Annotated in this window: 19 protein-coding genes; 11 read left to right on the plus strand and 8 right to left on the minus strand. The window is 57.9% G+C overall.

The window, feature by feature from the left end:
- The first annotated feature begins 13 nt into the window (after window positions 1-13).
- From mdcC to mdcH, 6 genes are all read left to right on the plus strand, one after another.
- Window positions 14-313 (plus strand): malonate decarboxylase acyl carrier protein, encoded by a 300-nt coding sequence (gene mdcC, locus ACSEMK_RS04335; RefSeq protein ID WP_008805033.1) that lies wholly within the window; start codon window positions 14-16, stop codon window positions 311-313.
- Window positions 306-1,139 carry a biotin-independent malonate decarboxylase subunit beta gene (locus tag ACSEMK_RS04340; protein WP_430915210.1) on the plus strand — a complete coding sequence of 278 codons (834 nt, stop codon included), beginning with the start codon at window positions 306-308 and terminating at the stop codon, window positions 1,137-1,139. The genes mdcC and ACSEMK_RS04340 overlap by 8 nt, the downstream gene beginning before the upstream one ends.
- Window positions 1,139-1,939: a biotin-independent malonate decarboxylase subunit gamma gene (mdcE, locus tag ACSEMK_RS04345; protein ID WP_430915211.1), complete on the plus strand. Its 801-nt coding sequence runs from the start codon at window positions 1,139-1,141 to the stop codon at window positions 1,937-1,939. The genes ACSEMK_RS04340 and mdcE overlap by 1 nt, the downstream gene beginning before the upstream one ends.
- A gap of 136 nt (window positions 1,940-2,075) precedes the next feature.
- Window positions 2,076-3,035 (plus strand): AEC family transporter, encoded by a 960-nt coding sequence (locus tag ACSEMK_RS04350; protein ID WP_004148291.1) that lies wholly within the window; start codon window positions 2,076-2,078, stop codon window positions 3,033-3,035.
- Window positions 3,036-3,038: 3 nt separating this feature from the next.
- The gene (locus ACSEMK_RS04355) at window positions 3,039-3,656 is read left to right on the plus strand and encodes a malonate decarboxylase holo-ACP synthase (RefSeq protein WP_087858524.1); all 618 of its coding nucleotides are present in this window, start codon (window positions 3,039-3,041) and stop codon (window positions 3,654-3,656) included.
- Window positions 3,656-4,558 carry a malonate decarboxylase subunit epsilon gene (mdcH, locus tag ACSEMK_RS04360; RefSeq protein ID WP_316424330.1) on the plus strand — a complete coding sequence of 301 codons (903 nt, stop codon included), beginning with the start codon at window positions 3,656-3,658 and terminating at the stop codon, window positions 4,556-4,558. Before ACSEMK_RS04355 ends, mdcH begins: the two co-directional genes overlap by 1 nt.
- On the opposite strand, the gene ACSEMK_RS04365 is transcribed toward mdcH, so the two are convergent.
- The 3 genes from ACSEMK_RS04365 to ACSEMK_RS04375 form a co-directional block, all read right to left on the minus strand.
- Entirely contained in the window at window positions 4,548-5,474 is a 927-nt protein-coding gene (locus ACSEMK_RS04365; protein ID WP_113374703.1) for a LysR family transcriptional regulator, read from the minus strand. The two genes, mdcH and ACSEMK_RS04365, sit on opposite strands and share 11 nt — an antisense overlap.
- Before the next feature lie 157 nt (window positions 5,475-5,631).
- Entirely contained in the window at window positions 5,632-7,287 is a 1,656-nt protein-coding gene (mqo, locus tag ACSEMK_RS04370) for a malate dehydrogenase (quinone) (RefSeq protein ID WP_430915212.1), read from the minus strand.
- Window positions 7,288-7,531: 244 nt separating this feature from the next.
- Window positions 7,532-8,452 (minus strand): N-acetylmuramic acid 6-phosphate etherase, encoded by a 921-nt coding sequence (locus tag ACSEMK_RS04375; RefSeq protein ID WP_430915213.1) that lies wholly within the window; start codon window positions 8,450-8,452, stop codon window positions 7,532-7,534.
- A 304-nt stretch (window positions 8,453-8,756) separates the two neighbouring features.
- Between ACSEMK_RS04375 and ACSEMK_RS04380 the strand changes: the two genes are divergently transcribed.
- Together ACSEMK_RS04380 and dcuR are read left to right on the plus strand one after the other, a co-directional pair.
- Window positions 8,757-10,373, plus strand: a complete 1,617-nt coding sequence (locus ACSEMK_RS04380) for a sensor histidine kinase (protein ID WP_087858520.1) — start codon at window positions 8,757-8,759, stop codon at window positions 10,371-10,373.
- A complete protein-coding gene (gene dcuR / locus ACSEMK_RS04385; RefSeq protein WP_430915214.1) occupies window positions 10,370-11,089 on the plus strand; it encodes a two-component system response regulator DcuR in 720 nt (239 codons plus the stop codon). Before ACSEMK_RS04380 ends, dcuR begins: the two co-directional genes overlap by 4 nt.
- On the opposite strand, the gene ACSEMK_RS04390 is transcribed toward dcuR, so the two are convergent.
- On the minus strand, window positions 11,070-12,020 hold the full coding sequence (locus ACSEMK_RS04390) for an FAD:protein FMN transferase (protein WP_430915215.1): 951 nt from the start codon (window positions 12,018-12,020) through the stop codon (window positions 11,070-11,072). The genes dcuR and ACSEMK_RS04390 overlap by 20 nt on opposite strands.
- Window positions 12,021-12,082: 62 nt before the next feature.
- Window positions 12,083-14,860: a flavocytochrome c gene (locus ACSEMK_RS04395; RefSeq protein WP_435336318.1), complete on the minus strand. Its 2,778-nt coding sequence runs from the start codon at window positions 14,858-14,860 to the stop codon at window positions 12,083-12,085.
- A 639-nt stretch (window positions 14,861-15,499) separates the two neighbouring features.
- Here ACSEMK_RS04395 and ACSEMK_RS04400 point away from each other — a divergent pair.
- The 3 genes from ACSEMK_RS04400 to ACSEMK_RS04410 all read left to right on the plus strand — a co-directional run bounded on the left by ACSEMK_RS04400 (window position 15,500) and on the right by ACSEMK_RS04410 (window position 20,479).
- Window positions 15,500-17,005: an anion permease gene (locus tag ACSEMK_RS04400; protein WP_032707943.1), complete on the plus strand. Its 1,506-nt coding sequence runs from the start codon at window positions 15,500-15,502 to the stop codon at window positions 17,003-17,005.
- Window positions 17,006-17,060: 55 nt separating this feature from the next.
- Window positions 17,061-18,713 (plus strand): class I fumarate hydratase FumA, encoded by a 1,653-nt coding sequence (fumA, locus tag ACSEMK_RS04405; protein ID WP_213317628.1) that lies wholly within the window; start codon window positions 17,061-17,063, stop codon window positions 18,711-18,713.
- 149 nt (window positions 18,714-18,862) lie between these two features.
- Window positions 18,863-20,479, plus strand: coding sequence for a mechanosensitive ion channel family protein (locus tag ACSEMK_RS04410; RefSeq protein WP_430915217.1), 1,617 nt, complete (start codon window positions 18,863-18,865; stop codon window positions 20,477-20,479).
- A 485-nt stretch (window positions 20,480-20,964) separates the two neighbouring features.
- On the opposite strand, the gene pcaC is transcribed toward ACSEMK_RS04410, so the two are convergent.
- Genes pcaC through ACSEMK_RS04425 form a run of 3 tightly spaced genes read right to left on the minus strand, consistent with a single transcriptional unit; the run spans window position 20,965 to window position 23,453 of the window.
- Window positions 20,965-21,354, minus strand: coding sequence for a 4-carboxymuconolactone decarboxylase (gene pcaC / locus ACSEMK_RS04415; protein ID WP_015705266.1), 390 nt, complete (start codon window positions 21,352-21,354; stop codon window positions 20,965-20,967).
- A complete protein-coding gene (pcaD, locus tag ACSEMK_RS04420) occupies window positions 21,344-22,111 on the minus strand; it encodes a 3-oxoadipate enol-lactonase (RefSeq protein WP_430915516.1) in 768 nt (255 codons plus the stop codon). Before pcaD ends, pcaC begins: the two co-directional genes overlap by 11 nt.
- Entirely contained in the window at window positions 22,101-23,453 is a 1,353-nt protein-coding gene (locus ACSEMK_RS04425; protein ID WP_430915515.1) for a 3-carboxy-cis,cis-muconate cycloisomerase, read from the minus strand. The genes pcaD and ACSEMK_RS04425 overlap by 11 nt, the downstream gene beginning before the upstream one ends.

Here is a 23,453-nt window from a genome sequence, read left to right on the forward strand (position 1 = left end):
TTCAGAGGATGTTATGGAACAGATTACATTGTCATTTCCTGCCAACCGCGCCCTCAGCGGCAAAGCATTGGCAGGGGTCGTAGGTTCTGGCGATATGGAAGTGCTTTATACCGCCGCACAGGGCGCCACGCTCAACGTACAGATCACCACCTCAGTGGATAACAGCCAGGCGCGCTGGCAGGCGCTGTTCGACAGGTTGAACCTGATCAACGGCCTGCCCGCCGGGCAGTTGATTATCCACGACTTCGGCGCCACGCCGGGCGTCGCCCGTATTCGTATTGAACAAGTATTTGAGGAGGCCGCTCATGCGTAACGATCGCAGCTTTATCGAACTGCGCGCTCGCGAACGCGCCCACGCCCTGCTGGACGATGGCAGCTACCGCGAACTGCTGGACCCGTTTGAAGGCATTATGTCGCCGTGGCTTGGCGCACAAGGCATCGTCCCGCAGTCCGACGACGGTATGGTGGTCGCCAAAGGCACTATCAACGGCCAACCTGCGGTGGTGATTGCCATCGAAGGCACCTTCCAGGGCGGCAGTATGGGCGAAGTCTCCGGCGCCAAAATGGCCGCCGCGCTGGAGCTGGCGGCGGAAGATAACCGCAACGGTATCCCGACGCAGGCGGTACTGTGCCTCGAAACCGGCGGCGTACGTCTGCAGGAGGCCAACCTCGGTCTGGCCGCCATCGCCGATATTCATGCCGCGATTGTCGACCTGCGCCGCTACACCCCGGTGGTCGGCATTATTACCGGTACCGTCGGCTGTTTCGGCGGCATGTCTATCGCCGCGGCGCTGTGCAGCTACCTTATCGTTACCCGTGAAGCCCGTCTTGGCCTCAACGGCCCGCAGGTTATCGAGCAGGAGGCCGGTATTGAAGAGTATGACTCCCGCAACCGACCGTTTATCTGGAGTATGACCGGGGGTGAAATTCGCGCCGCCAGCGGGTTGGTCGACGCGCTGGTTAACGATGGCGTTAACGCCGTTAAAACCGCAATGAACGAGGCCATCGCCAAAGGCGTACCGGCAGAGCACCGCAGCGACAATTATGACGATTATCTGCGTCGCTTGAGCCAATTCGATACCCGCCAGCAGGCGGACACCGCGCAGATTAAACAGCTTTTTGCCCGGGAGGATAAATAATGAGTCAGTTCCCAAACCGCGCCGCGCTATGGCTGAACAAACTGGCGCCCAACGCGCCGCTGATGAGCGGGCTATGCCCTTCGGTACAGGTCGCAGATGGCCAGATTAATGGCGAAAACGTCCGCTTTATCGCCGTGGTGCCTGACGCCAACAACCATTACCCGCGCGCCGCCGGCGGCGAAGTCGGCCTGCTGGAAGGCTGGACGCTGGCGAAAGTGGTCAATGAAACTATCGCCGCCGACGCCGATCGGCCTGTCAAACGGCCGATCGTCGCGGTAATTGATGTCCCGAGCCAGGCCTATGGCCGCCGCGAAGAAGCCTTTGGCATCCACCAGGCGCTGGCCGGAGCGGCAGGCGCCTACGCCAAAGCCCGTCTTGCCGGCCACCCGGTGATTGGCCTGATCGTCGGAAAAGCGATGTCCGGGGCGTTTCTGGCCCACGGCTATCAGGCCAACCGCCTGATCGCCTTTAACGATAGCGGCGTGCTGGTCCACGCGATGGGTAAAGAATCGGCAGCGCGCATTACGCTGCGTACCGTAGAGGCGCTGGAGAAACTGGCGGCGACGATCCCGCCGATGGCCTATGACGTCAGCAACTACGCTACGCTCGGCCTGCTTTCCGCCCTGCTCGATATCAGCAATCCGGATGCGCCAGACGAAGGCGATCTGTCGCTGGTCAGCCGTACCCTGCGCGACGCCATCGCTGACGCGCGCACCGATACCTCACTGAAGTGTCGCCTGGGCGCGGAAAACCGCCGCAGCTCACAGCTGGTTCGCGATCGCATGCGCGCCAGCTGGTAAGACGTTCGTACGTAAGTAGTAGAAGAAAACCTGCCGGAAGCAGTCTCCCGGAGCGCGGAATAAACGCTCCGGGAAGGGACGGCTTTTAGAAAAAATAACAATCGCGCCAGTACTCTATTTTATTTACAGGTGATTTATGACTTATGTGATTATTCATGCTCTCGCGCCCATTTTCGTTATCATGCTGCTGGGTTTCTGGGCCGGAAAGGCCGGGATGGTAGATAACAAAAACGTCTCGCTGCTTAATATTTTTGTAATGGATTTTGCCTTACCCGCCACGCTATTTAGCGCGACGGTACAAACGCCGTGGGCAGGTATCGTCGCCCAGTCGCCGCTAGTGCTGGTGCTGACCGGCGCGATGTGGATCACCTATGCGGCGATCTACTTCCTCGCCACCAGCGTGTTCAAACGCACGCCGCAGGATGCCGCGGTGCTGACCCTCACCGTCGCCCTGCCAAACTATGCCGCGCTGGGTCTGCCGATCCTCGGCAGCGTGCTGGGTGAAGGCGCGTCAACCTCGCTGTCGGTGGCGGTCTCTATCGCCTGCGGCTCGGTACTGATGACCCCGTTCTGCCTGCTGATTCTGGAACGTGAAAAAGCCCGCGCCGCGGGTGAAAACAGCGGTTCTACGCTGGCGATGCTGCCGGTGCTGATGTGGCGTTCGGTGAAAAAACCGATCGTTTGGGGCCCGCTGCTTGGGGTGGTACTTTCCGCTATCGGCATTAAAATGCCGGACCTGCTGCTGGCGTCGATCAAACCGCTGGGACTGGCCGCCACCGCCGCCGCGCTGTTCCTCACCGGGGTGATCCTGTCGGCACGTAAACTGCAGCTCAATGCGCTGATCGCTACATCAACCATCGTGAAACTGCTGGTGCAGCCGTTTATTGCCTGGGGCCTGGTGATGTTACTTGGTCTGCACGGCTCTATCGCCATTACCGCGATCCTGATGATTGCGCTGGCCGCCGGCTTCTTCGGCGTGGTCTTCGGCAACCGCTTCGGCGTGCAGTCTCCGGATGCTGAAGCCGTGCTGCTGTTGAGCTCGGTTCTGTGTATCCTGTCGCTACCGCTGTTTATCTCTTTGACTTCAGGACTGTAAACCATGTCATCAACGCCGCGTCCCCACGATTTAGTTTGGTTAAACCACGCCAGCGCCCTGGAAGACATTGCCGAGCCGTGGGTGGTTCAGCAGTGGCGAGCCGCGCTGCCGGTGGTGGTGAGACGCGACGTTGACGGCCAGGCCCGCATCCCGGTTGGGGTGCGGGGCATGAAGCGCGAACAACGCGCCGCCGGCTGGGTTCAGCCGCACAATATCGTGCGCAGCGTCAGCCCGGAGATGCTTGTTGATCGTGAGGTCTTACTCCATTCGCCTTTTGTTTCGCAGCCGCCGATCCAGGCGGCTATCGCCCTTACCTTACACCGCTGGCCCTGGCGCTGGGGCATCACCGGTAGTACCGGCTACGCGCTGGCAACCGAAATCCCGGTGCTGCATGCGGCAAGCGATCTGGATCTGCTGATCCGCGCGCCGCAGCCGCTGGACCGCGAGGCATTGCTGGAATGGCAGGCCCGAGTTGCCCAACTACCGTGCCGCGCCGATACCCAGGTAGAAACGCCCTACGGCGCCTTCGCCCTTAATGAGTGGCTGCGCGATGGCCGCGCGCTACTGAAAACATCCCGCGGCGCACGCTTAACCGCGACGCCGTGGCACAGGGAGGAATGATGAAGATTATATTTACTTTTCCCGGTCAGGGCGGCCAGCGCCCCGCAATGCTGGCGGCAATCCCCGATCGCGAGGCTATCCTCTCCCAGGCGCGCACCGTGCTGGGGGATGAAGTCGATACTCTCGATAGCGCCGACGCGCTAAAGCATACCCGTGCAGTACAACTCTGTCTGCTGATCGCCGGAGTAGCCTGGGCGCGCGAACTACAACGCCAGGGCGTGGATCCGCAGATGGTCAGCGGGCTCTCTATCGGCGCGTTTCCGGCAGCGGTGATTGCCGGCGCGCTCGATTTCGCCAGCGCGCTGCGCCTGGTGGCGCTACGCGGTGATTTAATGGAGCAGGCTTATCCCGAAGGTTACGGGCTGACGGCGATTATGGGGCTGACCCGCCCACGGGTTGAGGCGCTGATGGACGGCCATGAGGTTTATCTCGCCAACCTGAATGCCGAAACGCAGATAGTGATCGCCGGGCGCGATGAAGCCATGGCCGAGGTAGCGCAGCTGGCGCTGCAGGCTGGCGCCAGTAAAGCCCAACGGTTGGCGGTCAGCGTGCCGTCGCACTGCGCGCTGTTGGCTAAACCTGCCGCCGCCCTGGCAAAAGCCTTTACCGACGTCACCTTAACGCGCCCTCAGCGCGCCTATTTAAGCGGCTCGACGGCGCGCGTGCTGTGGGATCCGCAGCGGATCGCCGACGATCTGGCGATGAACATGGCGCGCACCGTACATTGGCAGGAGGCGATGATCGCCGCCGATGAACGCGACGCGAGGCTGGCAATCGAGATGCCGCCCGGCGGCGTGCTCACCTGCCTGACCCGCCAGGCGGGCTGGCGCGGCGAGACCATTTCGCTGGAGCGCAGCGGCGTGGACGTCGCCCGCCATCTGGCGCAGCGGCTTAGCGATTAATACTGCGGGCGTACATGCGCCCTTCCGCCGCCAGCGCCAGCAGGTCGGCATCACGCTCGCGATGGTGTGAATAGACGATAGAGATCAGCTGGCGCATCTGATAGGGTTCCGCCAGCTTTAACAGCTGCACATCGTTTTCATAGACTTTCTTCATCCGCCCCGGCAGCAGCGCGAAGCCCACGCCCGCCTGCACCAGGCTTATCATCGAAAAGATATCATTCACCCTGGTCACAATTTCCGGCTCAAAACCGGCTACCTGAAAGGCCTCCTGAAACCCGGCATAAGTCGCAAATCCTTCCGCCAGCGAGACAAACTTGCGATCGGCGTAATCGCGTAGATCGGCGAGCTGCGAGGTATCCAGCTGTTCCGTCGCCGGCGCGGCGAGAAAGATATCGTCTTCAAACAGCGGCACTACGTCGAAAGCCGAATTATTGTATTCGCCTTCATTGGTCGCGATTAAGATAGCGTCAAGGGCATCGTCTTCCAGCATATCCAGCAGCATCTGATTGGAGCCCATCGTTAGATCCAGTTCAAGCTCCGGGCGGCGTAATTTCATCCCCATAATGATGCGCGGAACGGTTTCCAGCGTCAGCGAATAGAGGGTACCGATGCGCAATCGCCCCTGACCGACGCCGGCGACTTTACGCGTTGCCTCAAGCCCGCGGCTCATCAGACTCATCACATCCTGGCAGTATTCCAGCAGCGTCCACGCCGCCTGCAGCGGCAGCAGGTTGCGCCCTTTGTGAACAAACAGCGGGCAGCCGACTCCCTCTTCGAGCGTATGCAGCGCGCGGTGAACGCTAACGCTGCTGAGCTTCATGGCTTCGGCGGTTCTGGCGATATTGCCCTTCGCCATAAACATCATAAAGACCGATAGCTTGCGGAAGGTGATCTCCTGGTTAATATCGTCTCTCATAGCCCTTCCACACTCCTGGTTTAATTTTCTTTTTCAATTCAAACCAGTATATCTTTTATGAGGCCAAAGTTGCAGGCAGCGCGCGGCCTCAGCCGGTAAATAACGCAAAAAAGGGAAGACCATGGTCTTCCCTTTTGTTCACTGCCCGGATGCGTCGTTACAGCGCCATATCGTGCTGCGGCGAGGCTTCGCGCGGCGTCTCTGCCGGTTTGGCGGTCGCGGTCGGCGCGGACTCTGGCATCTGAATGACCGGAGGCTTGGTCAGTTGCAGCGCCGCGGCGGTGTCATCCCAAACCTGCTGGGTCAACGCCACGTTGCCGTTTAACTTCTCGCCGTAGCTCGGCACGATGGCGCGAATGCGGCTCTGCCATTCCGGCGAGTTAAACTGCTGCGGGAACATCTGCTTGAGAACGTTCAGGGTGATCGGCGCGGCGGTGGAAGCACCCGGCGATGCGCCGAGCAGCGCAGAAATCGTTTTCTGCTGATCGACCACCACTTCGGTACCGAGCTTCAGCACACCGCCCTTCTCTGCGTCTTTTTTGATGATCTGCACGCGCTGACCGGCCTGAATCAGTTTCCAGTCTTCTTTGCGCGCGTTCGGGTAGTACTCTTTTAGCGCCGCAAAGCGGTCATCATCGTTGAGCATAACCTGGCTAATCAGGTACTTCACCAGATCGAAGTTGTCGAGGCCAACGTGGGTCATCGGCAGTACGTTGCTGGTGGTGGTGGTGCTCAGCAGATCGAAGAACGAACCGTTTTTCAGGAACTTGGTCGAGAAGGTGGCGAATGGCCCGAACAGCACCACGCGCTTACCATCGAGGTAACGAGCATCCAGGTGCGGTACCGACATCGGCGGCGCGCCAACTGAAGCCTGACCATAAACTTTCTGCTGGTGCAGTTTAGTCAGCTCCGGGTTCTCGGTCATCAGGAACGAGCCGCCTACCGGGAAGCCCGCATAGTTGTCCGCTTCCGGAATACCGGTTTTCTGCAGCAGCTTCAACGCGCCGCCGCCGGCGCCGATGAAGACATATTTGGCGTCGATAGCCTGCTCTTCACCGCTCTTCACGTTCTTAATCGTCACATGCCAGGAGTTGTCGGCATTGCGTTTGAAATCGGTGACTTCAGAAGAGGTCTGCAGCGAGAAGTTGCTGCTCTTTTTCAGGCTGCCGATCAGCTGACGGGTAATTTCGCCGTAGTTCACGTCAGTACCGACCGGCGTCCAGGTCGCGGCCACTTTTTGCTGTGGATCGCGTCCTTCCATCACCAACGGCGCCCACTGTTTAATTTGCGCGTGATCGGTGGAGAATTTCATTCCCTGGAATAAGGTGGTCTGCTGCAGTGCGTTATAACGCTTTTGCAGATAATCAACATTATCGCCCCACACGAAACTCATATGCGGCGTGGAATTAATAAACGAGTGCGGGTCGTGCAAAATACCGCGTTTAACCTGCGCCGACCAGAACTGGCGCGAAATCATAAACTGTTCGTTGATATCCAGCGCCTTGCTAACATCAATAGAACCGTCTGCACGCTGCGGCGTGTAGTTCAGTTCCATATTTGCCGAGTGACCGGTACCGGCGTTATTCCAGCCGTTGGAGGACTCCAGCGCGACGCCGTCGAGTTTCTCCACCATCACCTGTTTCCACTCCGGCTGCAGCTCCTGCAGCCAGGTGCCCAGCGAGGCGCTCATGATGCCGCCGCCGATCAGCAGAAAGTCAGTTTTTTTCGAGGTATCGCCATTTGCGTAGGTCGCCGTACTGACGAACATCGCTAATGCGGTCATAGATATAATCGTTTTTTTAATTGCAGGCATAATAGAAATATCGCGTAGCAAAAGTGTAATAAGAGCCGCCATATTAACGCACTTTTACTTTATTTTAAAATATCATTTACACTTCGATATTTTAATGCAAACGGTTTTTTAACTTAAAAAAGCAGTTTATTTATTTCACTGGCATTCATTGTGAAAATAGCGGCGGAAAATCAGGATGATTCAGGCGATAAGAAATCTGGCGCCGGTTTATTTAGTTATTTAACAAACCGGCGCGGCGAGGAGTTTAATTGACGTTACTTGGCGTTTTCTCTTGCGCTTCACGTAAGGCGATACGCAAATGGTTGTTGTTTTCGCTGAGTAGATCCCGCGCCTGCCAGGCATCGAGCCCCGTCATCAGCATCAGAATCGCCGTCCGACAATGCTGATTGCAACTGGCCAGCGCGACTTTGGCTTGCGCGCGCGTACACTCTGCGGCGGCCATCACCATGGCGATTTGCCGCTCCTCCCAGCGCGGGCTGGTTGCCTGTAGGTCTACGCGCAGGTTGCCGAACACCCTGCCGCTGCGTACCGCCAGGCCAGTGGTTAACAGGGTGAGGATCTGCCGCTGCGCCAGTTGCGCTTTCGGGTTGCCATAACCCGCCACCGCTTCCGGGCCGGTCTGCGGCGCAATCATAATATCCGCCAGCTGCGCGGCTTCGCTATCAGGCTGCTGCGTCAGGATAGCAATCGGTGTGCCCAGCGACCAGGCGTGACGCATAGCCCCCCACACCCACGGCGTTTTGCCGCTGACGGTGAGCGCCAGCAGCATATCGTTGGCGCTCAGGGACAATAGCTGCATATCCCGTAAGCCCGCGTCATAATCGTTAGCCGCCCGCTCGGCGGCCTGCAGCGCGCTCCCTTCACCACCGGCGATCATCGCCACCAGTGAGTGATTGGCTTCAGGGGAATAGTCATTAACCGTTTGCAACGCCGCCTGCCCGGATGCCCCGGCGCCAACGATCACCAGCCGTCCTCCCCGGCTCAGAGTCGCCGCGGCGTTATCCACCAGCCGGGTAATCTGCGGCAGGCAGGCATCGATAGCAACGGCTATCTGTTTGTTATCCTGCTGCAGCAGGGTCAGCATATCGAGGGTGGCGAGCGTATCGATATGGCGCGTTTGCGGGTGGCGTCGTTCCAGCATTGATGCGGTTGGCTTACTGCTCATAAAACCTCCATTTAAAACCGAACTCACTGCGGCTACATCAACAGCGGTGAAATATCCATTCATTCATCACGGCTATTTGATTGATGCAGCCAGTGTAAAGCCTTCATCCACGGCTTTACCGCCACGGGGGTCACAGTTTGTTCACTCGACACCTAATCGCGGCGCGACTGCGCGTTATCCGAGCATGAGGTCTACGCATGTCAGGCAGCGGATATCCAGAAAGCGGTTTTACTGTTATTACACGGCTTTATGAAAGCCGCCCTATCGGCGATAATGATCGTTCAACGAATCGATCGGGGTTGTCATGAAGGAAGCCGAGCTACAGCCGCCCGCCCGCAAGCGCGCCCGCAACCTGAAATTAAGTACCGCCGTCACGCTAATGATTGGCAGCGTTATCGGCGCGGTGCTTCTGCTGGTCTACGCGCTATGGTTTATGCAGATCAGCAACGCCACCCGCGACGGCTTAAAAGAGACGGCGCTGGCGGTGGCGCGCACCATGGCCGATATGCCGCAGGTAAAGCGTGGTCTCGGCGAGCCGCCGCAGAGTAATATCATTCAGCCGCTGGCGCAGGCCATTACCCGGCGTAACGATCTGCTTTACGCGATTGTGACCGACATGCGCGGCATTCGCTATTCGCATCCTGATAGCGCCATCATCGGTAAACCGTTTATCGGCGAGGATATCCGCCCGACCCTCGCCGGGCGGGAAAACGTGGCGATTAACCACGGCGTACTGGCGCCGGCGCTGCGCGTGTTTACCCCGGTATTCAATGAACAGCATCAGCAGATAGGCGTGGTAGTGGTAGGTATTTCGCTGAGTAAAGTCGACGAACAGATCGCCAATAGCCGCTGGGACGTTCTGCTGACCATTCTGTTCAGCGCGCTGGTCTGCGCTATCGGCACCTGGAGCTTGGTGCGCGGCTTAAAACGTATTCTGCTCGGGCTGGAGCCGCAGGATATCTCCACCCAATTCCAGCAGCGACAAGCGATGCTGCACTCGCTGAAAGAAGGCGTGATCGCCGTGGATAGCAGCGGCCAGGTCACGCTGATTAACCCGGCCGCCCGCGGCATGTTACTCAGCGGGCCGGATAAAAGCATCGATCGCACCCCGCTGCTGGCGGACTTGCAGGAAGTTTTGCGCAGCGGTGAACCCATTTATGACCGCGCGCTCGGCTGTAATGGCTTGTTGCTGATCAGCAATACCGTCCCGGTGCGCAGCCAGAACGCCATCGTCGGCGCCATCAGCACCTTCCGCGATAAGACCGAGATGAGTCAACTGGTGCAGCGTCTGGACGGCATGATGAGCTACGTTGATGCCCTGCGCACCACTTCGCACGAGTTTATGAACAAGCTGCACGTGATCCTCGGCCTGCTGAATATGAAAAGCTATGACAAGCTGGAAGAATATGTGCTGCAGACCGCCCATGCCTATCAGGCCGACATCGGCGAAATTCAGCACCGGATAAAATCGCCGGTGGTCGCCGGCTTCCTGATTGGTAAAATCCAGCGCGCCAAAGAGCGAGGCTTCTCTTTGAACCTCGCCGAAGAGAGCCTGGTGCCGGATTGTCCCAATGAAAAACAGGTCACCGTGCTGGTGACGGTGTTGGGCAATCTGATTGAAAATGCGCTGGACGCGATGAGCGGCCAGACGGAAGGCGAAGTGAGCCTGCTATTGCACTATCAGGATGGCTGGTTAAGCGGCGAAGTGAGCGACGACGGCCCGGGGATCCCGGCGGCTAATATCGACGCCATCTTTAATAAGGGCTTCTCCACCAAAGGCGAGAATCGCGGCGTCGGCCTGTTTCTCGCCAACCAGCAGCTCCACGAACTCGGCGGCACGTTGTCAGTCGAGTCCGAGCCTGGCGTATTTACTCAATTTTTTGTTCACCTGCCCTGGGATAGTAAAAGGAAAAAAGCGTGATAAATGTATTAATTGTTGACGACGATGCGATGGTTGCCGAGCTGAACCGCCTGTACGTGGCGCGCATCCCCGGTTTCAGCTGCTGCGGCACCGCGTCGACGCTCGGCAAAGCCCAGGAGATGATTAACGACCCGCAGATGGCGATCGATTTGGTGCTACTGGACGTTTACATGCAGCAAGATAGCGGCCTCGATCTGCTGCCGACCATTCGCGCCAGCGGCCGCGCCATCGACGTGATTATGATAACCTCCGCCGCCGATGCCGCCACCGTTCAAACCGCTATGCACTATGGCGTGGTGGATTATCTGATTAAGCCATTCCAGTTCCCGCGCTTTGAAGAGGCGCTGACCGCATGGCGTGAAAAACGTAAACTGATGACCGGCCAGCCCTATTACGAGCAGGCGGATGTCGATCGTCTACTGCACGGCGGCACGCCGGAAGCGGTTGACGTGCGTAAGCTGCCGAAAGGCTTAACGGCGCAGACCTTACGCACGCTGTGCCAGTGGATTGATAGCCACCCTGATGTGGAGTTCTCTACCGATGAACTGGCGGCGGCGGTAAATATCTCGCGCGTCTCCTGCCGCAAGTATCTGATCTGGCTCGCGCAGATCAATATTCTCTATACCACCATCCATTACGGCGCGACCGGCCGACCGGTGTACCGCTATCGGCTGGTCGCCGAGCAGTACGGCCTGCTCAAGCAGTACAGTCAGTAATCTGATAGCCGCTGTCGAGCAGTTGAAAGCGGATGCGCTGCGGTGACGACAGAATCACGCCGCGGTTTTTGGTGACAAAAATCGCTTCAATGTCGTCCCGCTGGCGCAGCGCCGCGCAACCCTTCTCCACGCCAAGGCCATACAGCAGCGTGGTCCAGATATCGCCGTCCAGTGAATCCGCGGAAATGACCGTGACGCTGTCGAGTTCGTTATCCAGCGGATAGCCGCTGCGCGGATCGAGGATATGGTGCCAGCGTTTGCCATCCTGCTCGAAATAGCGTTCATAGGTGCCTGAAGTGACAACCGACTGCCCGGCAACGGCAATCGAGCCGATAAGTTCCTGCTCAGCGGCAAAGGGTTTTTTCAGCCCAATCGACCATTCCCCTAACGTATGTACATTGCCGCCGAGGTTAATCAGCGCCTGTTCAATCCCCTGCTGGCCCAGGTAATCGCGTACCCGGTCGGCGATATATCCTTTGGCGATTGCGCCAAGGTCAATTTCCATTCCGGCCTGCGCCAGCCACACGCTCTGCTTTTCGTCATCAAGAATGACATCCTGCGGGCGGGTTAACGGCAGCCGCGCCGCAATATCCGCCGCCGACGGCACGCTATGACCCTGAAAGCCAATGCGCCACAGTTTAACCAGCGGGCCGATAGCCAGATTAAAGGCGCTGTCGCGCACCATACTGGCGGCTTTAGCGCACTTAATCAGCTGATACACCGGACGGCTAACGGTAACGGGATGATGTCCGGCGGCATGGTTGATATCCATCACTTGCGACTGTGCGCGGTTAACGGTGAGCAGATCTTCGTAGCGTTTAATTAACTGAAATACGCGGGAGGCCAGCGCCTCATCGTGGGAATAGAGTTTGAGCAGGATGGGCGAGCCCATCAACACGGCGGAGTAGCTATAGACGCGGTTATCGGACATCGGGCTCTCCTTAGAAGGGATAAGCCGGGCGGCTAAGCCAGCCCGGCATCAGCAATTACCTATTATCCTCTGGCACGTTTCGCCGCCTGATGGCCCGCGAGGGTACCGAAGATGATGATATCCGCGACCGCGTTACCGCCGATGCGGTTACCGCCATGGATACCGCCAACCACTTCACCCGCGGCGTAGGCGCCGCGAATTGGCTGCTGCGCCACATTCAGCACTTCGCCATCGGTATTAATGGTCACGCCGCCCATAGTGTGGTGCACCCCTGGGGCAATACGAATGGCGTGGAACGGGCCTTCGTTAATCGGCGCGCGCAGCGCGGTTGTGCGGCCAAACGCTTCATCGTGCTGTTTTTCCACCGCGCCGTTGTAGCATTCCAGGGTAGCGAGGAACGCATGGTAATCCATCCCCAGCTTCTCCGCCAGTTCACGCGGCGAGCTGGCGCTGGTGACGAAGCCTTTGGCGATATACTCGTCGGCGGCTTTGTTTTTCGCTCGCACATGCTCGTCGAAGACGATGTAAGCATAGTGTTCCGGCAGCGCGATAATCGCCGCAGACACTTTATCGCGGGTCTCCATCTCGTTGAAGAAGCGGTTCCCCTGCTGGTTAACGAGAATAGCGCCGCCGCCGCGAATCGATTCGGAAATCAGATACGAGGTCTGCTGCTCGACGGTCGGGTGAATTTGAATTTCGCCCATGTCCACGGTGCCGGCGCCAATGCGTTCCAGCAGCGCGATACCGCTACCGGTCGCCCCTTTATGGTTGGTGGTCACGAAGCCTTCGAGGTCAGGACGATATTTCACCACCATCGCGCTGTTGGCGCTGAAGCCGCCGGTCGCCACGATGATGCTTTTGGTCTGCACGTCGATGATCTCTTGTTCATCGTTGATAAGACGCACGCCGCTCACCTCACCGTGGCGCATCAGGATCTCCTCTACCGAGGTATCTAGCAGTACATCGATACCGCGTTTGGTGATATTACGCACCAGACCGCTAATCAGGTAGCCGCCAACCGCCGATCCGTCGCGCGGACGGTGGGTACGGTCGATACTCATCCCGCCGGTGGTGGTAATATCATTAAGCATAATCCCACGGTCCGCCAGCCATTCAATGGCTTGCGGCGCGTTTTCAACGAAACGGCGCAACAGCTGCGGGTTATTTTTGTTGTGGCCGCCCTTCAGGGTTTCCTGATAGAACAACTCTTTACTGTCCTGAATACCTTTGACGCGCTGGAAGCGGGTTTCCGCGGCGTTCATCCCGGCGGAAGCTTTGATGGTGTTGCCGCCAATAGTCGGCATTTTTTCGACGATCAGCACGCTGGCGCCTTCGTCGTGGGCCTGAATCGCCGCGGCCAAACCGGCGCCGCCGCTCCCCACCACCACAACGTCATAGCTTTTCGGCGCGACATCGTTGCCGCCCTCTTCCGCGGCCAGCGCTTTGCTGGATTTCAGCATCGCTTTGGACACCGCTTTTTTCACCGCTTCGCTCTGGCTGGTCGCGCCGGAGATAGCATCGACGTGCGGCGTGTTGGCGGTCAGAATACGTTCGCGGATCTCTTCGAAGCTGGTGGTAAATTCAACGCTCTGCACAGGGCTTGCGGCCAGCTCGATATCCGCAATGCGATCGTTTTCGAGGCTGACGTTAATGACCAGCTCGTTGGCATCGTCCTGAACGGTTTCGACAAACATCCCCGGTTTAAATTTCGCGTCGCCCATGCTCATGTCGCGGATCATCGCTTCGACCAGCGAGAAACGCCACAGCGGTTCCGGAATATGCAGCGCCTCGCGCTGGGTGCTGTCGATAAAGAGTTCCAGCTCTTCGCCGGCGGCGATACGTGAAGCCCAGTCCGGATAGGCGATGCAGGCGCGGCCGACGGCCATCAGATCATAACCGTGATCGAGGCCCTGTTCGGCGTCGGCTGCGTTAACCACCCCGCCGACGCCCATCACCGGCACCTGCGCCAGCGTTTCAGAACGCATGGCGCAGTACTTTTCAATCAGCGGCGTCGGATCGCTGGTATCTACGATAGACGGGCGCAGCGTCGCGCCAACCGAGAAGTGCAGGTAATCAACGCCGCGGGCGGCCAGTTTCTCCAGCAGATACATGGTGTCATCGAAGCGGATCCCCGGGACTTCCATCTCTTCCGGCGAGAAGCGATAGCCGATAATAAAGGCATCGTCAGCGTACTGACGGGCCATTTTATGCGTGATGTCCAGTACCGCCAGCGGGAATCTGGCGCGGTTGTCACGGCTGCCGCCCCACTGGTCGTCACGCTGGTTGGAGTTCGGCGAATAGAACTGTTGAATAAGATAGGTGTTGGCGCCGTGGATTTCGACGCCGTCGAAACCGGCGAGAATGGCGCGGCGAACGCCGTCGCCAAATTTGGCAATCATGCCTTCGACTTCTTCACCACTGAGGGCGCGCGGCATGGCGGCGCCGTCGCGCGGCGCGGCAATAGCGCTCGGCGCCACCGGCTGGCGACCGCCAATCAACTGTGGGTCAACCATGCGGCCGCCGTGGTAAATCTGCAGAATCGCTTTTGAGCCTTCCGCTTTAATCGCTTCGGCGATTTTCGCCAACCCGGCGATTTTTTCATCGTTATCAATGCCGATAGCGCCCGGGAAGGCCAGACCATAATCATCAATAAAGCAGCATTCAACGATGATAGTTCCGATGCTGCCAGCGCGGGCGCGATAGTATTCAACGAGCTCGCTGGTGACGGTACCATCGAAATAACCGGTGCAGGTGGTCATTGGCGCCATTAGCAAACGGTTTTTCAGTTCAGTCCCATTCGGTAAAGTAAATGGCTGCAGAATTCGTTCGTTACTGGTCATATTAATACTCCAGATTTTAAATATTGAAATTCAGAATTGGGTGACGGAAATTTTATTGATTGTTTATTTTCATTCCTGATGTCATGCCAATAATATAGCGGGTTTTTTAGTTACTAAATTAATTACGTTAGTTAAAAAACTATTTAATACCTGCAATAACAGCAATACCTCCATTGTATTATTAAATTTATATATCGCATTTACATAATACAAATGAATGATAACATTTTGGTCACTTTTGTTAACGCTAGAAAAACGCGCAAAACAAAAATAAAACACATTATTTCAATAACTTAAATAATAAATCTGTTTAGCCATTTATTATTATTTAAGCGTTCCATTAACAATTAACGTTTCTTACGGATAATAACCACATCATCATATGTGGTTATTGCCAAACGAAAAAAAAGATCCAGATCACCTGTTTTTTTTGATCTCGATCAATTGCAATGCAACGTGAAAGCGCAATATATAAATACCCAATGAATTTAATTTAACGCCGCGAGAAACGCGTTAAATAACCGTTTAAGCAATAAGCAATCTCGACCATTAATAATTAAAGAAACTTTCGCAACTAAAAAAATCGAGCATTGTAAGCGAAGACGGAACCGTATTTTCAACTACTAGCAGATACTCATTATGAAAGAGAAAAAGACAACCATACCGCCTGCCGGTGCCGCGTCTAACGCGGCGTATAAACGTCTGATCATGATGGCGTTGCCCATTATCGTCGCCGTACTGCTGCTGTTCGTCCCGGTGCCTGACGGCTTACCGCCTTTCGCCTGGCACTATTTTGCTATCTTCGTCGGCGTCATCGTCGGCCTTATCTTCGAACCGCTGCCGGGCGCCGTTATCGGTATCACCGGGGTGGTGGTGATTGCTTTATGTAGCCAGTGGCTGCTGTTCAGCCCGGAACAGATGGCGGCGCCAAGCTTTAAGCTGGCCGGCGCGTCATTTAAATGGGCGGTGAGCGGCTTTGGCAACTCTACCGTGTGGCTTATCTTCGGCGCGTTCATGTTCGCCGCCGGCTATGACAAAACCCAGTTCGGCCGCCGTCTGGCGCTGATTCTGGTAAAATATCTTGGCCGCCGCAGCCTGACGCTGGGCTACGCCATTACCTTCGCTGACCTGCTGCTGGCGCCGTTTACCCCGTCCAACACCGCACGTAGCGGCGGGACCATCTACCCGATTATCGCTAACCTGCCGCCGCTGTACGGTTCTAAACCTAACGATCCGAGCGCACGCCGTATTGGCTCTTATCTGATGTGGGTAGCCATTACTGCCGCCTGTATCACCAGTTCCATGTTCCTGTCGGCGCTGGCGCCGAACCTGCTGGCGCTGGCGCTGGTAAAAAGCATCGTCGGTATCAACATCTCCTGGGGTACCTGGTTTATCGCCTTCCTGCCGCTTGGTATCCTGTTGATTCTGGCCATGCCGCTGCTGGCGTACTGGTTCTATCCGCCAGAAGTTAAAATCAATAACGAAGTACCGCTGTGGGCCGCTCGTGAATTAGAGAAACTGGGCAAACTGTCGCGCAATGAAATCCTGCTGCTGGTGTTTGTTTGCTTCGCGCTGATGATGTGGATCTTCGCCGCCGACTGGATTGAACCGGCGCTGGCTGCTCTGCTGGTTATCGTGCTGATGCTGTGGACCGGCGTGCTGTCCTGGAGCGATATCACCAATAACAAAGCGGCATGGAATACCTTTGTCTGGTTCGCCACGCTGGTCGCGCTGGCTGACGGTCTTTCCTCCACAGGCTTCATCGCCTGGCTGGGTAAAGAAGGCGGCGCGCTGATGAGCGGTATTTCTCCGGGCGTTGCGACCATCGTCCTGCTGCTGGCGTTCTATCTGCTGCACTACCTGTTCGCCAGTACCACCGCGCACACTACCGCGCTGCTGCCGGCCATGCTGACCATCGCTTCGACTATCCCGGGAATGAATATGGAAGTCTTCGTCCTGCTGATGGTGACCTCGCTGGGCGTGATGGGCATCATCACTCCGTACGGTACCGGCCCGAGCCCGATTTACTACGGCAGCGGCTATCTGCCGACCAAAGATTACTGGCGCCTCGGCACCATCTTCGGCGCCATCTTCCTGGCCGCCCTGCTGCTGATTGGCTATCCGTGGATGTCCATGATGTTCTGATTCATAACCGCCGGGTCTTCCCCCGGCGGTTTTTATCTTTATGGAGTATGTGAATATGTCGACGAAACCCTTTGTTTATCAAGACCCGTTCCCGATGGCGCATGACGATACCGAATACTATTTGCTCAGCAAAGAGCACGTCTCCGTCGCCGAATTCGATGGTCAGGAAGTATTGAAAGTTGAACCACAGGCGTTAACCCTGCTGGCGCAGCAGGCCTTCCACGATGCCGCTTTCATGCTGCGCGTCTCACATCAGCAGCAGGTCGCGGCCATCCTGCTCGACCCGCAGGCCAGCGAAAACGACAAATACGTCGCGCTGCAATTCCTGCGTAATTCCGAAATCGCCGCCAAAGGCGTGCTGCCAACCTGCCAGGATACCGGCACCGCCATCATCATGGGTAAAAAAGGCCAGCGCGTATGGACCGGCGGCGGCGATGAAGCCGCGCTGGCGCAGGGCGTCTATAACACCTATACGGAAGACAACCTGCGTTACTCGCAGAATGCGCCGCTGGATATGTATAAAGAGGTCAACACCGGCACCAACCTGCCGGCGCAGATCGATCTCTACAGCGTCGATGGCGACGAATATAAATTCCTGTGTATGGCGAAAGGCGGCGGTTCCGCCAACAAAACCTATCTGTACCAGGAAACCAAAGCGTTAATCACCCCGGCGAAGCTGAAAAACTACCTCGTCGAGAAGATGCGTACCCTCGGTACCGCGGCCTGCCCGCCCTACCACATCGCCTTTGTGATTGGCGGCACCTCGGCGGAAGCGACGCTGAAGACCGTTAAGCTGGCTTCCGCCCGCTACTATGACGACCTGCCGACCGCGGGCAACGAGCACGGTCAGGCCTTCCGCGATGTGCAACTGGAGCAAGAGCTGCTGCAAGAAGCGCAAAACCTCGGTCTCGGCGCGCAGTTCGGCGGGAAATATTTCGCCCACGATATCCGCGTCATCCGTCTGCCGCGCCACGGCGCTTCGTGCCCGATCGGCATGGGCGTCTCCTGCTCCGCCGACCGCAATATCAAAGCTAAAATCAACCGCGACGGCATCTGGATTGAAAAACTGGAAAGCAACCCGGGGAAATACATTCCTGAACACCTGCGCCAGCAGGGCGAAGGCAATGTGGTTAGTATCAATCTGAACCAGCCGATGAGCGAGATCCTCACGCAGCTGTCGGCGCACCCGGTCTCCACGCGTCTGAGCCTTAACGGCACCATTATCGTGGCCCGCGACATTGCCCACGCTAAGCTGAAGGAACTTATCGATAACGGCGAAGCGCTGCCGCAGTACGTGAAAGATCACCCGATCTACTATGCCGGCCCGGCCAAAACGCCGGCCGGTTACGCCTCCGGCTCTCTCGGCCCGACCACCGCAGGACGAATGGATTCCTACGTCGATCTGCTGCAATCGCACGGCGCCAGCATGGTGATGCTGGCCAAAGGTAACCGCAGCCAGCAGGTGACTGACGCCTGCCATAAACACGGCGGTTTCTACCTCGGCAGCATTGGCGGCCCGGCGGCAGTACTCGCCCAGCAGAGCATTAAGAGCCTCGAGTGCGTGGCTTATCCGGAGCTGGGAATGGAAGCTATCTGGAAAATCGAGGTGGAAGATTTCCCGGCCTTTATCCTCGTTGATGATAAAGGTAACGACTTCTTCCAGCAGATCCAAAATCAGCAGTGCGCCGGTTGTAAACAACACGGCTAATTCCCTCCACGCCCGGCGGCTCATCGTCGGGCGTATTCTCCCCCTTTATTCTTGAATTCACCTGACGCTGAACTATGCTCAATCCAGCAGCCGTTCAGAGTTTGACCAGCTGAAAAATAACAATAATTCCCCCTTTTCCGGTGTCGCATATGAACAGGATCCAGGCGTTATTAACGGCGTGTTTTCTGCTATGGCTGGCCTTTCCGCTTTCGGCGGCAGAACCGCGTCAGCAGCCCACCGCTCGCGAGCAGGCGCGAACCGTCGCGATTTTCCATCAACCGATCGTCATGCTGCAGGCCACCTTCGGCCAGACTACGCCGGAAGAGCGGGTTCTGCGCATCCGCAATACGCTACGCGCCTTTACCGAGGCCGATATCAGCCAGCCGCTGCAGGTGGTGCCAGTCACCCGCTACAACCAGCCGGGGCGGCTGTTTCTGATGAATGGCAAACCTATTATGTTGCTAAGCCAGGCCGACCTCGATGAAGGCGACGATCTTACCCTCGATCAGGCGGCGCAGCGCGTTCTTGCCCGTATGGAAGCGCAGCGGACGTCGCTACGCGAACAGTACAATACCCGCTATCTGCTGCTGGCGGCGCTAAAATCCGCCGCCGGCGCGTTGCTCCTCGCCCTGGCTGGTTATCTCGCGTTCCGTTCGTGGCGTCGAGTACGGCGCTTTTTCCATCTGCGGATCCTCGAAAAGCGCAGCCTGATCCCGCATAACTGGCGGCGTTTTCTCGGCAACATTGAAAGCCGGTTATACGCGCTGCTGGTCATACTGCTTGGGGTACTGGCGGGTTATGACTGGCTGAGTTGGGTATTCAGCCTGTTTCCGTGGACCCGGGTATGGGGAGAGTCGCTCGGTGAGTGGTCGGTAGGGGTGATTCGCGATATTTCGCTGTCTATCGTGTCGGCGCTGCCGGGACTGATGATCGTACTGCTTATCTTTCTGATTACGTGGTTTATCATCCGCCTGCTGAAGGTGGTGTTGGATCAGGTCGCCGCCGGACGTCTGCAGATCCCCGGTCTGCATCCGGAAACCGTCGGCGCCACGCGAAAGCTTATCGCCGTGGTTATCTGGCTCTTTGCGCTCTCCGCCGCCTATCCTTTCTTGCCTGGGGCAAACTCTCTGGCCTTCAAGGGAATTAGCGTGTTCTTCGGCCTGATGTTGACGCTGGGCTCAGCGGGGGTGATGAATCACGCCATGAGCGGCCTGGTGCTGATTTATACCCGCGCGCTGCATAAAGGCGACTGGATCCGCATCGCCGATAACGAAGGCCAGGTCAGCGAGATCGGCATGCTGGCGACCAAAATCCTGACCCGCGAGAACTATATTGTCACCCTGCCGAACGCGGTGGTGGTCAGCGGTAAAATCACCAATCTCAGCGCCAATGACCCGCAACAGGGAATCAACCTCACCACCGGCGTGACCATTGGTTACGACACGCCGTGGCGGCAGGTACAGGCGATGCTGGAACTGGCGGCCCACCGCGCCCAGGGAGTGGATCATCAGGTGGCGCCGGTGGTTCGCAAACTGGGATTGCTCGACTGGTATACGTCGTATGAACTGCAGGTGCGGCTGTTACCGGAAACGACGCTGCCGGAGGGGCGCAACGCGCTGCACAGCAGCATTATCGATGTGTTTAACGAATTTGGCGTGCAGATTATGTCGCCCAATTTTGTCATGCAACCGAAAGGCGCGGTGGTGGTCGCCAAAGAGGATTGGTATACCGCCCCGGCCGTCGCGCCGCAGGAGCGCGACAGGTAACATCATCCCACGCCGACGCAGCTTCATCAGGCAATGCCGGATGGCGCTGCGCTTATCCGGCCTACGATCCGTGCAGCCTGCCTTTAATTTATTCCCCATGCTGGCTGCAACTGCCGGTGTTGGTGGCCTCAAAATCGCTGAGACGTTCCCGGAAGGCCGGGGCAGCCCGCATGGATGCGGGCTGAGGGCCGTGTTTTGCAAGGACGCTGCCTCGGCCCGACCCGAAGCCTGCCGGGATAAGTCGAAGGTACCACGAAGTGGCGATTTTGGCGGCCAGAGCCCGGGGGTACAGGGGGCGGCGGCGACTGGCCGCCCCCTGTGCGCTCCCTGCGCCACGGAAAACATATTGCAGAAGAATTAACCGGGAGCGCAAGATGCTCTGGAGCGAAACGGGATAAACGCTTTTCTCAAGCTAAAAAGTTGCCAACGATAACAGTATCAACAACCGCATCGACAACAAATCAGCGCCGCGAAGCGGTTCCCCGCTACGCCTGCGCGGCGTCGATTTCGGCAAACACCTGCTGCGCCAGATGCAACGTGGCGTTCGCCGCCGGTAAACCGCAGTACAGCGCCGAATGCATAATCAACTCTTTCAGCTCATCACGGGTCACGCCATTATTAAAGGCGGCGCGCAGATGCATCTTAAGTTCCGCCTCGCGGTTCAGCGCAATCAGCATGGCGATGGTGATCATGCTGCGGGTATGGTGATCGAGACCCGGACGGGTCCAGGTTTCTCCCCAGGCGTAACGGGTGATGAAATCCTGAAACTCCTCGTTCAGCGGCGTCAGATTCTGCAGAGTACGGTCAACGTGAGCATCGCCTAATACCTTGCGGCGAACCTCCATTCCCTGCTGATAACGTTGTTTATCTTCCATTTTGCTCTCCCAGCAAAAAGCCGTTCAGCGCGGCGTTAAAGGCGGCTGGCGCTTCGATATTCGACAGATGCGACGCGCGCACCACCACCACCTGGGAATCGGCAATCTGCTGATGCAGGAAGTTAGCGTCGGCGACAGTCGTGACAGGGTCACTTTCCCCGGCAATAACCAGCACCGGAATCGAAATTTGCCCGACTTCTCCCCGCAGGTCTGCCGCCGCCAGGGCTTCGCAGCAGGCGGCGTAGCCTTCAGCGTCGCTATGGGTCAGTTGGTGACATAACGCCTCGACCACATCCGGCGCGCGCTGGCGGAAATTATCAGTAAACCAACGGTCCGCCGCCCCTGCGGCAACCACATCCATCCCTTCCTGACGCACCGCGCGGGCGCGGGAAAGCCAGCCCGACTGATCGCCGATCCGCGCCGCGGTATTAGCCACCGCCACCGCGTAAAAACGTTCCGGCGCAAAGCGCGCCAGCCATAATCCCGTCAGCCCGCCCATCGAAATACCGCAAAACAGCGCCTTACCGATATTAAGGTGATCGAGCAGCGCAAGCACGTCTTCGCCCAGTTGCGCCAGGGTCACCTTGCCGTTTTTCGTCGTTTTACCATGGCCATGGGTGTCATAACGCAGTACGCGAAAATTCGCCGTCAGGGCCTCCATTTGCGGTTGCCACATGGCGCGCGTGGTGCCAAGCGAGTTCGACAGCACGATAACCGGCGCGCCTTCCGGCCCGTCGAGTTGATAATCAAGATTCATGATGTTGCTCCTGATAACGCGCCAGTACCTGGCGCACAAAGCGTTCGGCGCTACCGGTGGCCGTTGCCGGATCCAGTAGCGCGTTTAAACGTTCGCGGGAGAGATACTGACTGACCTGCGGGTCAGTCGCCAGCAGATCGACAAGTAAACCGTGACTGTCCAGAGCCTGGCGGCACAGCGCTTCTACACGATGATGCGCCTCGGCTTTGCCGATAAACTCCGCCAGCGCCAGGGTCACCGCTTCCGCCATAATCAGCCCGTGGGTAATATCAAGGTCGGCACGCATCTTATGCACGAAAACCTGCATCTCGCGCACCAGCATGTCGGTTTGCGCCAGCGCCCCGCCCACCAGCATGATCAGTTCCGGTAGCGTTTCCCATTCGGCCTGCCAGCCGCCGAGCGCGCGCTCATGCTGTTGGATTTGACCGGCGTAAAGGGTGGCGACCAGCCCCGGCGTGCGCTGCGCCGCGGTTAAAATCGCCGCGCAGGAGACCGGGTTACGTTTGTGCGGCATGGTCGAGGAGCCCCCGCGCCCTTCCGCCAGCGGTTCGCCGACTTCAGCGACCTCGGTTTGCATCAGCAGCGAAAAATCATTGGCGAATTTTCCCAAGGTACCGCAAACGCCAGCGAACCAGGCGCCGACCTCGAGGAAACGGTCACGCTGGCTATGCCATGGCGTATCCGGCAATTGTAGGTCAAGGGTTTGCGCCAATGCCTGCGCCACCTGCGGCGCCTGCTGTTTCAATGAATCAAGCGTGCCCGCCGCGCCGCCAAACTGCAGCGCCAGCACCCGTGGGCGCATCTCAATCAACCGCTGCTGCCAGCGCAACAGCGCATCCAGCGTCCCCGCCAGTTTAAGGCCAAAGGTGACCGGTAGCGCATGTTGCATCCAGGTGCGTCCCGGCATCACCGTATGTTGATAGCGCTGGGCCTGTTCGGCAAGCGCGTCAATCAGGCTTTGTAGCAGGCTATCCGTCGCCGCTAGCGCGCCGCGCAGTTGCAGAACAAAGCCGGTATCGATAGCGTCCTGGCTAGTGGCGCCCCAATGGACATAGCGCGCGGCGTCCGGATCCTGTGCTTTCACCCGCGCGGTCAGCTGTTTAACCAGCGGAATAGCCAGATTGCCGGCGCTGGCCGCAGCCTGTCCAAGCGCGTCGAAATCAATAAGCGCATGCCGGCAGGCGTTGACTATCGGCAAGACTGCCGTCTGCGGCACCAGCCCGCAGTCGGCCTGCGCCTGCGCCAGCGCGGCTTCGAAATCCAGCATGCCCTGTACCCGCTGCGCATCGCTAAACCAGTCGGTTAGCGGACTGCAGCGCAACATGGGGGTCAACAAACTCAT

Source organism: Klebsiella sp. K-3 (assembly GCF_051207495.1).
Taxonomy (GTDB): Bacteria; Pseudomonadota; Gammaproteobacteria; order Enterobacterales; family Enterobacteriaceae; genus Klebsiella; species Klebsiella aerogenes.